This window comes from Lacticaseibacillus absianus, from assembly GCF_013407595.1.
GTDB lineage: Bacteria > Bacillota > Bacilli > Lactobacillales > Lactobacillaceae > Lacticaseibacillus > Lacticaseibacillus absianus.
The window spans coordinates 1,158,303-1,167,741 of the sequence record NZ_JABEKX010000001.1 but is presented as its reverse complement, the minus strand read 5'-3'; the positions used below and the strand labels follow the sequence as shown (position 1 = coordinate 1,167,741).

The 9,439-nt window shown below is 56.7% G+C and carries 7 protein-coding genes; 3 read left to right on the top strand and 4 right to left on the bottom strand.

Annotated features, from left to right (window positions below; genetic code table 11):
• Positions 1-310: 310 nt before the first annotated feature.
• The 3 genes from serS to HII33_RS04945 form a co-directional block, all read right to left on the bottom strand.
• Positions 311-1,594 carry a serine--tRNA ligase gene (serS, locus tag HII33_RS04955; protein WP_179394667.1) on the bottom strand — a complete coding sequence of 428 codons (1,284 nt, stop codon included), beginning with the start codon at positions 1,592-1,594 and terminating at the stop codon, positions 311-313.
• A gap of 303 nt (positions 1,595-1,897) precedes the next feature.
• Positions 1,898-2,566 (bottom strand): Crp/Fnr family transcriptional regulator, encoded by a 669-nt coding sequence (locus HII33_RS04950; RefSeq protein ID WP_179394666.1) that lies wholly within the window; start codon positions 2,564-2,566, stop codon positions 1,898-1,900.
• Positions 2,556-4,118, bottom strand: a complete 1,563-nt coding sequence (locus tag HII33_RS04945) for a helix-turn-helix domain-containing protein (RefSeq protein WP_179394665.1) — start codon at positions 4,116-4,118, stop codon at positions 2,556-2,558. The genes HII33_RS04950 and HII33_RS04945 overlap by 11 nt, the downstream gene beginning before the upstream one ends.
• A 230-nt stretch (positions 4,119-4,348) precedes the next feature.
• Between HII33_RS04945 and HII33_RS04940 the strand changes: the two genes are divergently transcribed.
• The 3 genes from HII33_RS04940 to HII33_RS04930 all read left to right on the top strand — a co-directional run bounded on the left by HII33_RS04940 (position 4,349) and on the right by HII33_RS04930 (position 8,133).
• The gene (locus tag HII33_RS04940; RefSeq protein WP_179394664.1) at positions 4,349-4,993 is read left to right on the top strand and encodes a deoxynucleoside kinase; all 645 of its coding nucleotides are present in this window, start codon (positions 4,349-4,351) and stop codon (positions 4,991-4,993) included.
• A gap of 136 nt (positions 4,994-5,129) precedes the next feature.
• On the top strand, positions 5,130-6,635 hold the full coding sequence (locus HII33_RS04935; RefSeq protein WP_179394663.1) for a helix-turn-helix domain-containing protein: 1,506 nt from the start codon (positions 5,130-5,132) through the stop codon (positions 6,633-6,635).
• A gap of 274 nt (positions 6,636-6,909) precedes the next feature.
• Positions 6,910-8,133, top strand: a complete 1,224-nt coding sequence (locus tag HII33_RS04930; RefSeq protein WP_179394662.1) for an IS110 family RNA-guided transposase — start codon at positions 6,910-6,912, stop codon at positions 8,131-8,133.
• Between the two features lie 436 nt (positions 8,134-8,569).
• Here the strand turns inward: HII33_RS04930 and HII33_RS04925 are convergent, their stop codons facing one another.
• Complete coding sequence (locus tag HII33_RS04925; protein WP_179394661.1) at positions 8,570-9,355, bottom strand: hypothetical protein; 786 nt, start codon at positions 9,353-9,355, stop codon at positions 8,570-8,572.
• Between the last annotated feature and the right edge of the window lie 84 nt (positions 9,356-9,439).

The following is a 9,439-nucleotide window of genomic DNA, read 5'->3' as shown; positions in this document are numbered from 1 at the left end:
ACTAGCGAATTGACTTCGCAATGTTTAATTCTCTTCGATTCAAGATCGAAAAGCCCTATCACATAACGAAACTTTGTTCAGTTTTCAAAGGACTACCTTGTCCAAAAGACAACTTGATAAGTCTATCAGGTGGACGATCTGGTGTCAAGGACGACTCGGAAAAACTTGATTGAATAAAGATTCAATATCTGGTTTTTCATAAGCCGCCGCGGTGACAACGTTGACTATAATACCAACTGAGATTCCCCGGGTCAAGCCCTTTTTGCACAAAAAAAGCAGCCGCTTCTCAGCGACTGCATAAAGATACGGCTCACGCCTCAGCGGTGATGACCGTCTGGCCGCCCATGTACGGGACCAAGACATTCGGGATCGTGACGCTGCCATCTGCGTTCTGGTAGTTCTCGAGGATCGCAGCCACGGCCCGACCCACAGCCAAGCCTGACCCATTGAGCGTATGGACGAGCTGCGGCTTGCCATTCTCGTCACGGTAGCGGATCTGCGCCCGACGCGCCTGAAAGTCCGTGCAGTTAGAGCAACTGGAGATCTCGCGGTAGCGGTCCTGTGCGGGCAACCACACTTCCAAGTCATTGGTCTTCGCGCTGGTGAAGCTGGCGTCCCCCGCAGCCAACGTGATCACGTGATACGGCAAGTTCAACTTCTGCAACAGGTCTTCTGCATCGTGAACCAGCCGCTTCAGCTCCGTCCAGGAGTCTTCTGGTTTGCAGAACTTGACCATCTCGACCTTGTTGAACTGATGCATGCGGATCAGCCCCCGGGTATCGCGCCCCGCGCTACCGGCCTCAGAGCGAAAAGCCGGTGACAACGCGGTGAAGCTGACCGGGAGCTTATCGGCATCCATGATCTCGCCGCGGTAGTAGTTGACCAGGGGCACTTCGGCGGTCGGGATCAGCGTCAGCGGCTCGCCTTCGTTGGTGATCGTATACACGTCTTCCGTGAACTTGGGAAATTGGCCGGTGCCAAACATCGAGTCCGCGTTGACCAGATACGGCGTCATCACTTCGGTGTAGCCTTCCTTAGCGTGCTCATCGAGAAAGAAGTTGTACACGGCGCGCTCAAGGCGCGCCCCCGCCCCTTTGTAGTAGACGAAGCGGCTACCAGAGACCTTGGCCGCCCGTTCAAAGTCAAGGATCCCCAACGCTTCACCCAGCTCAAAGTGCGCTTTGGGCGTGAAATCGAATACGCGAGGCGTGCCCCACTGGTACTCCTCACGCGCATCTTCTTCCTTCATGGACATCGGCACATCATCCGCCGGGAAGTTGGGCAGGCGGACCAAGATGTATTGGACCTTGGCCTCGATCGTCGCCAACTGCTGGTCGAGGGCACTGATCTCCTGGCCGACCGCGCGCATGGCCGCGATCTGCTCATCGGCGTTCTCCTTGTTGCGCTTCTTCTGCGCGATCTCGCCGGAGACTGCGTTGCGCTGCGCCTTCAATTCTTCGGTCTTGACGATGGCCGCCCGGCGGTCCTCATCAAGGGCGAGCACCTCGTCGATCTCCTCTGGCTTGACGCCGCGTGCGGCAAGCTTGGTTTTGGCCCAATCCGGGGCCTGACGCAATTGCTTGATATCTAACATGATGATCCTCCTTATCGTTCGATCCGTGTGAGCGCCAAAAAGAGCCTTCTTCGCCCAGCAAATACTGGGACGAAAAAGGCTCTTTCCGCGGTACCACCCAAGTTCAGTCCGAAGACCACCCTCAAAGCCTGCTAACGGTCAGTTGCCGTGCGGCATTACGCCGCCCACTGTCGCGCTGGAATGCGGGCTTGAATGGCTTGCACCGACCGCCATCTCTCTACACTGCCCTTAGGCGCCTAATCACGTGTTTGATCCTTATACCGTCAATATACGATATTCACCGGTCACTTGCAAGCCCCCTGCTCACGTGAGCGCCGCCTGGATCGCGACCAAAGCCGGCCGATCCAAGATCTGGATCACGCTGGGCTGAGGTTGACTCAGCCATCCCTGTGCCGCAAACGCCTTGAGCTTACGGCTCACCGTTTCGGGCGTCGTACCCAGATACTGCGCCAGCTCCTTTTTCTTCATCGGCAGGTGAAAGCGCTCGGTGCCTTGGTTCAACAGAAACGTCGCCAAGCGGGCGTCGACCGGTGCCGTCGCCAGGGTCGCCTGCTGCTCCAACGCGTCGATGCGCTTCGTCAACGCCTGGATCACCGCGAGGCTGACCGCCGGCTCCTTGGCCAACAGCTGCTGAAAATCCTGCTTGTAAAGGACGCAGGCAGAGACCGACGCCATCGCCACCGCGGCCGCGGTGTGCGTCTCGGCAACAAACAGCGCGTGATCCCCGTCGAATTCGCCGGGGCCAAGGACCCGCACGATCTGTTCACGCCCATCCGCACTGATCCGCGCGATCTTCACCTGACCCTGATGGATGATGTACAGTGCGGCTGCTGGGCTGCCCGCTTGATACAGCGGCGTTCCCGCCGCCAAGTGCGTGTGCTGGACCGCGGCCCCGATACGCGTCAGGACCGGCGCCGGCAAATGCCGAAAGATCGGCACGGTCGCCACGCACTGGTGCGGCTCAGTAGTCAACCTCGCCCCCCAAGCTCAGCTTGTCATCCCAGACCTGGCGCACGGTCGCATACAGCTCACCGAACCAGTCGTTGGAAGAGTTTGCCGCCCACTTGTAGGTGAGCTTGTCCCCCCGCTTCTCGACCGCATCTGGCACCGTTGAGCTCTCGATCACCAGGTCAGCCTCGCCTGCGCGCTCTGGCGGCAGCAGTTCGACGAAGGGCTGGCTGATCAAGAACGCTAACAGGTCGACATACCCCAGCACGGTCTGCTCGATCAGCAACGCGACCTTGACCTTCACCGGTGGGAGGAACTGGATCGCAAGCTGCAACAAGTTGTGGTAATAAGACGTGACCAGCGTCTCGAGGGCGTGGTCGAACCCGGTCAGCTTACGGGTGAAGACCACGTGTTCGAGCGTCTGGTGGACCTTCTTGGCCAGGGCCGGGTTGTCCGGCGTCTGACGCAGCTTATCGTTCATCTCGTACGCGATCGCCTGTGAGATATCGTCACCGAACTCCAGCGTCGCCACGGTGTTGGCCAGCAAGTTCGCACGCAGCATGTTCATCGCCTGCGCTGGAAGCTGATTTTGCTCAACGAAGCCGACCGGTAACTTGGCCAAAAAGTCGATCACCAGCGTATAGATCTCCGGATTGTACCGCTTGAAGCGCTGGAGCGTCTTGTCGAGGTCACTGGAGCTGGTGGTGACATAAAACGGCAGGAAGTTGAACAAGAAGTAGACCGCCGCGCTTTCGCCCAGCTGCTCGGACAGGCTCAGTTGCGGCCACAAAAAGGCGTCACCGAGTTCCTCGAACAGGTTCGCCGTCGGGTACTTCAGGGTCAGGGTCTCCTCGTCGTACGGGATCGGCTGGCCGTCGCGGATCCGGTAGTACGAGATCGCCACGTAGTACATCGCGATCTCCCGGGTGACGATATTCGGTGTGCCGACGTCGTATAAGCGCACGACCCGATCGACCAGCTCACCGGCGACCTCCCGCTGTACGGCCTCGAACGGCCAGACGGCCCCGTCTGTCGCTAACCAGAAGATCATGGTCAAAAACAGCCGGATCCGCTTCTCCTCGCCCTGGATACTCAGGGTCTCGTAGGAGAAGCGCACGCCGAACTTGCGTGAAAAGTCGCGCAGGGCCTTCAAGTGCCGCAGCATCGTCGCCTTGCTGGTCTCCTCGTGGGCCAAGAAGGCCTCGAAGGTCGGGTAATCGTGGCTCAGCAAGGCTTGCAAGAACTGGTACGGGTGGCTCTGCGTGACAAAATACGCCCGCACTTCGCTCGATGACAGGTTGAACAGTTTTTTGGCCGAGCTGCCCTTGCTCCCGGTCATGGCTTCGAGCACCGCGACCAATCCGTTGTACGTGTTGTACACGCTGCCATAGTTGCGTCCCGTCAGCGAAGCGATCTGCTTAAGATTAACGTCCTTGACGAGCGGTCGGTGCGCGCGCTCCGCGGTCAAGCGGTCCGCCACTGGTGTCTGGGCGGTCCGTGAGTTGACAATCTTGCGGAACAAGCTCATTTTTTCTGCCTCTGACATGGACAAAAAGATATCTTCGCGTCCCCGCATGGTGAATTCCCCCAAAAATAAAAGCGTCTACGATATACCGGGTAATTATAACCTTTAATATTAGTTGTTTTCAATTCGATTTTTCGAAAAATGAGTGTCGACGACCCGGTCGGCTGCCCCGCTTTGGGTTGCAATCTCGGGCCGCCACCAGTAAGATATGACAAGCGCGGCCTTCGCCGCAATCCGACCACCTGAGCCTCAGGTGGGACACCCAAAAAAAGAGGACAACCATGACACTGATCGTATTAGCGGGGACTATCGGCGCGGGGAAGACCAGCCTGACGACGATGCTCGCCGAACACCTAGGGACCCGCGCCTTTTATGAATCCGTCGATGACAACGAAGTCCTGCCCCTGTTCTACCAGGACCCGAAGCAGTATGCCTTCTTGCTTCAGATCTACTTTCTGAACAAGCGCTTCGATGCGATCAAGCAGGCCTACTCCGAGGACAACAACATCTTGGACCGCTCGATCTTCGAAGACTCCCTACTGTTTCACCTGAACGCCGACCTCGGGCGGGCGACTGCGACGGAGGTCCGAGTCTACGACGCCTTGCTGGCGAATATGATGCAAGAGCTCCCCTATGCCGCGTACAAGAAGCGGCCCGACCTGCTGGTCCACATTCGCGTCTCCTTCGAGACCATGCTCAGCCGCATCCAGCGCCGGGGGCGCAGCTACGAGCAGCTGGAGGTCGACCCGTCGCTGTACACTTACTATCAGGAACTCAACCGCCGCTACGACCAGTGGTATACGGACTACGCTGAGAGCCCGAAGATGCAGATCGACGGCGATGTCTTGGATTTTGTCGAGAACCCGCAAGATCGCCAGACCGTGCTCGAGTTGATCGACGCCCAGCTTGCCGCGATCCAAGCCTGACCGTCACGCCCCTGTCACCGGGGGCTTTTTTGATGGACGCCGGGGTGTCGCGTCATGCTTATTATCCTATTTTATTATTTTGAGATTTTGATATACTGGAGATGATAAAAAGATGGGGAGAGGAGGACACGCGCTGATGCGATTCGAAGAGATCTTCTTAGAAAAAGCCGACCTGCAAAAATTCGAGATGTTTCGCCTGCTGGCCAGCCAGCATCACGACGCCCTGACGATCACCGACCTGAGCGCCCGGATGCGCCTCTCGTACCAGCAGACCTATAACATCTTCCAGGAGCTGCTCGGTGACGTGATCAGCCTGACGGGTGAGACCCGGGCGGCCGCTAAGCGTCTTTTGATCCGCGGCAGCCTCGAGCTGTCCCTCGACAGTTATCGGTGCACGCTGCTCGGAGAAGCAGTCGCCTTTCAGTTCATGGACTACCTCGCCCAGACCAGCCAGCCCAGCGTTGACCAGTTCGCGGCCGACCACTTCATCAGCCACTCGACTTTATTACGGAAGACGACGACGCTGCGCAAATTCCTCGGACAGTACCGGATCAAGGTCTCGCTGACCCAAGCCAAGTTCACCGGCGATGAGAAGCAGATCCGCCTGTTTCTTCAGGCTATGTATTGGCTCGGCTACCGCGGCTTGAAGTGGCCGTTTCGCGCGATCGATCAACAGGCGCTAGCCGCCCAGTACCGCGTCTTGCCCAACGCCGCGACGGAACCGATCCGCGCACTGCAAGAGCAAGTCTTCTGGGCAGTGTGTCGGACCCGGATCGCGCACGGGTGCGTTGTACGCTGGTCGGCACCGGCCACGCAGCTGTTTGCCGGCTACCCAGTCGAAACAACGCTGTATCCCGCGCCGCTCTTCCCGCGCCTGACCCCGCAAGAGCTCCTGAGCGAAAGCAGCTTCTTCGAGTTCTTCCAGCACAAAAACCTACGCTTCACCCCGATCACACCGCAAGAAGATCAGCTGCTCAACTACCTCAAGCGGCCACGCAATCCCGGCTGGGTCGTCGTCGAGCGCATGATGGCGGCGCTATCTGCCTACGACGCCGAGGCAGCCGCGCCGCTGTGGGAAGACCCCCAGTTAGTGATGAACATGCTGCGTTTAGCCACCGCGTTTTTCGTCCTGGACGGCAACTACGTCAAGCAGGCGGACTTCTTCGCCAGCGCGCAGCTGACCTACCGCCAGACCCAACTGCGGGCGCTACTGGCGCAAGCGGTGGCCGAACTGCCACAGACCAGCGGGTTCACCGCATTTCACCGGGATCAGGCGCAGTTCGTCGAGCTCGCGTTCTTCCTGTTCGTCCCCTACCTCCACCGCTTCCGGTGGGGCAACACGGTGAAGGTCAAGCTCGTGATGGCCACCAGCGACATCGTGAACGGTGAGATCCGCGAGTTCCTCGCGAACATCCACATCGTTCAGATCCTGCCGCACGACGCGCCCATGACCGGCGCCGATCTGATCGTCACCGCGCCAGACGATTTTATTGCCCCCGAGCAAGTGTTCCAGCAAACCGACGCGGTCACCTTCAACTGGTACCTCAATGCGACCGAGACAGACTACTACCTGCTTTACCAGCAGATCTACCAACTCTATCAAGCCAAGCTGCGCCCGACGGCCACCCCGCAGCAGGCATGACCCGCTGGACCCCAAACAATCTAAGATTAGTTCCGGTAAGAGCTGGTGAATTTTCCAGTTCTTACCGGAATTTTCTTTTTGCTCGCTACACTGAAGATGAAGCTAAGATCGAACATAACCCAAGGGACTTCGAGTCCGTAACACAAAAGGATCTCCGTCATCTTCGTCGCGCAAATCTGGTTTAAGATCGTGGGCCTTCAAGGTCGTGTTTAGGAAATGAGTTACGAGAAGAAGATGCGGGCTAGCTTCACCAATTTAGAAAGGGAGTAATATTTTGTCCGATGTATTCGCATTGGATGTTTCTAAAGGCCACAGCTACGGTGTTTGGTATCGTGGTGACCAGTGCTTGCAGGAGTTCGAATGTGTGCACAACCAGCTCGGCTTCGCTCAGCTTGACCAAATGCTCAAGCAAGCGGATGACCCGGTCGTGTACTTCGAAGCCACAGGGATCTATTCACAGCCATTAGTACGCTTCTGCCAAGACCATCAATTACGGTATGGCCGCTTGAACCCGCTGGAGCTACACCTGCATTCAGAGAGCTTACGCCGCGTGAAGACCGACCAAAAGGATGCCCACAGGATCGCGCTATCTGTGACGCATCACCAGTATCGATTGACCACTCCGTGGACACCTGAATATGAGCAGTTACGCCAATTGAACCGCTTCTACCAACAAGTGATGGATGAGGTCAAACTAACGCGGCTAAAGCTATATACAGCCCTCCAACAGACTTTCCCCGAAGTCGAGCAACTGTTTAGCTCTCGCGTATCGAAGCTGGCACTAAACGTGATCCTTTTATTTCCACACCCAGCCTTTGTGCGGGGGATCTCACGTACTTGCTTAAAGAACAAGCTGATGAGTGAGACCGATAAGAAACTGTCTCAAGCCAAAGGCTTGAAGTACGCAGAGAAGTTGAGCGCCTTGGCCAAGGATAGCTATCCCGCCGCCGATTCGGACAGTGTCCAAGTCCAAGAAGTGCAGTATTATTGTCGGCAGTTGATCGAGTTGGTCAAGCAAGAAGACAGCTTACGAAAACAAATGACGAGTGTCGCAGAGAGACTACCACAATTTCAGATCTATCAATCGATGCCTGGCATTGGGGCATTATCAGCCGCACAACTGGTCGGCGAGCTTGGAGATATATGTCGTTTTGATAATGCCAATCAAGTCAACGCATACGTTGGGATCGATCTGAATCGTTATCAATCTGGCAAGTACACACGACAAGACCATATCAATAAGCGGGGTAATCCTCACGCGCGTGCCTTGCTTTATCTGATCGTCAGAAACATGATCCGGCAAAAGGCCGCCGCGCCCAATCATATTGTCGATTATTACTACGAACTAAAAAACAACCCTATCCCGAAACGGGATAAGGTTGCCGTCGTGGCTTGTATGAACAAGACACTGAAATGCCTATATGCCATGGTAATGGCAGGCACTAAGTATCGTTACCGATACACGGACTCGAAGTCCACTATTAGCGCGGAGTCATAAGCTCCTACACCTGTATAGTAGTTCAATCCAGGTCGTTTTTAAAGGGGAAGTGAGGAGGTTTATTTAGCTTACCCAAAAAGTGACGACCGTTTGCGGCCCACCCCACTAGTACCAAACCCTCAGCCTAAATACCTAAATCCAAGACCTAAGTTCAATACCTAAGTTCAAGACCTAAAACCTAGTTCAAAACCCTTGACTAATCGTAGGAACGGGTTGTGACATAACCCCCTGGTGGCACGACTATTCCAGAACGTTACGTGCCATAACGCAACGCCCTTTCTAACGCATGTCTGCCTGTAACTCACTGCGTTCGAACGGGCAGCGCAAGCCGTATAAGAGAGACCCCCTGCAAAACCTAAGTTCGGGTTTTGCAGGGGGTCTCTCTTATACTCTGGGCTAAAACCGCGCTATGGCACAGCCCCATTTTGGTTGATCATCAGCTGAACGCCTCGACCTCAAGCGTCACCGTCGGCGTGCTAGGGCGCTGGGCCGCAGCGTGGTAGAGGCACGCAAGCTTCGGCGTATTATTGGCGAGTTCATACATCACAATCGTCATCAGCTCGAACCGGGTGAACAGGCGCGGCGTGCGCGGTTGCTGATCGAGCCACGCTGAGAACTGCATCTCAAAGTCCGCCAGCGTCCAGTTCAGTCGCCCAAGCAAGGCCTTGAGCATCTGCTTTTCGAACGACGTGACCTTCGCCCACGTCGTCGCGTAACTGAACGTCAGTGGATCGACCGGCCCACGAATGTCGAGATCCTGGTCGATCAAGGCCATCAGCGTCTTGACGGCGTCTTCGTCGTGTTGGGTGTCGAACTCAAGCCGCAGCTGGTGCCGCAACAAAATCGCCAAGTAGGCGGCATCGTCGCGGAAGCGCCGCTTCGCCTGGGCCAGCAGGTCCTGCAACAGGGGGTACCCGACCCGCTGTGGTTGCCAAAACAACCGGCGCGCCCGCGCAAAGTCGATCACATCCGGCAAGTAATACTCATGGATCCACAACCAGTCTTCGATGTCGACCAAGTCGCGCTGCCCGTCTGCGGTCAGCACATAGTGCGTCGGCGATCCCTGCACGGGCTTGATCAAGCCGCGTTGATGCAGCTTGATGATCGTTCGGTCCGGGTCTAAGTGGTACCGTTCATGCCACACCGGGTCCGAACACGTATCTGTCGCGTCGGCCATGGTCAGCATATAAAGAAACACCTTGGTCGCTGGTGTCAACCGCATCGCGCTGTCCCCTTCCCCCAATATCTCCCCCATTGTACCCACTGGTGAAAACGCTGTCAACCCGCCGGCCGGTCCGCGCACCTG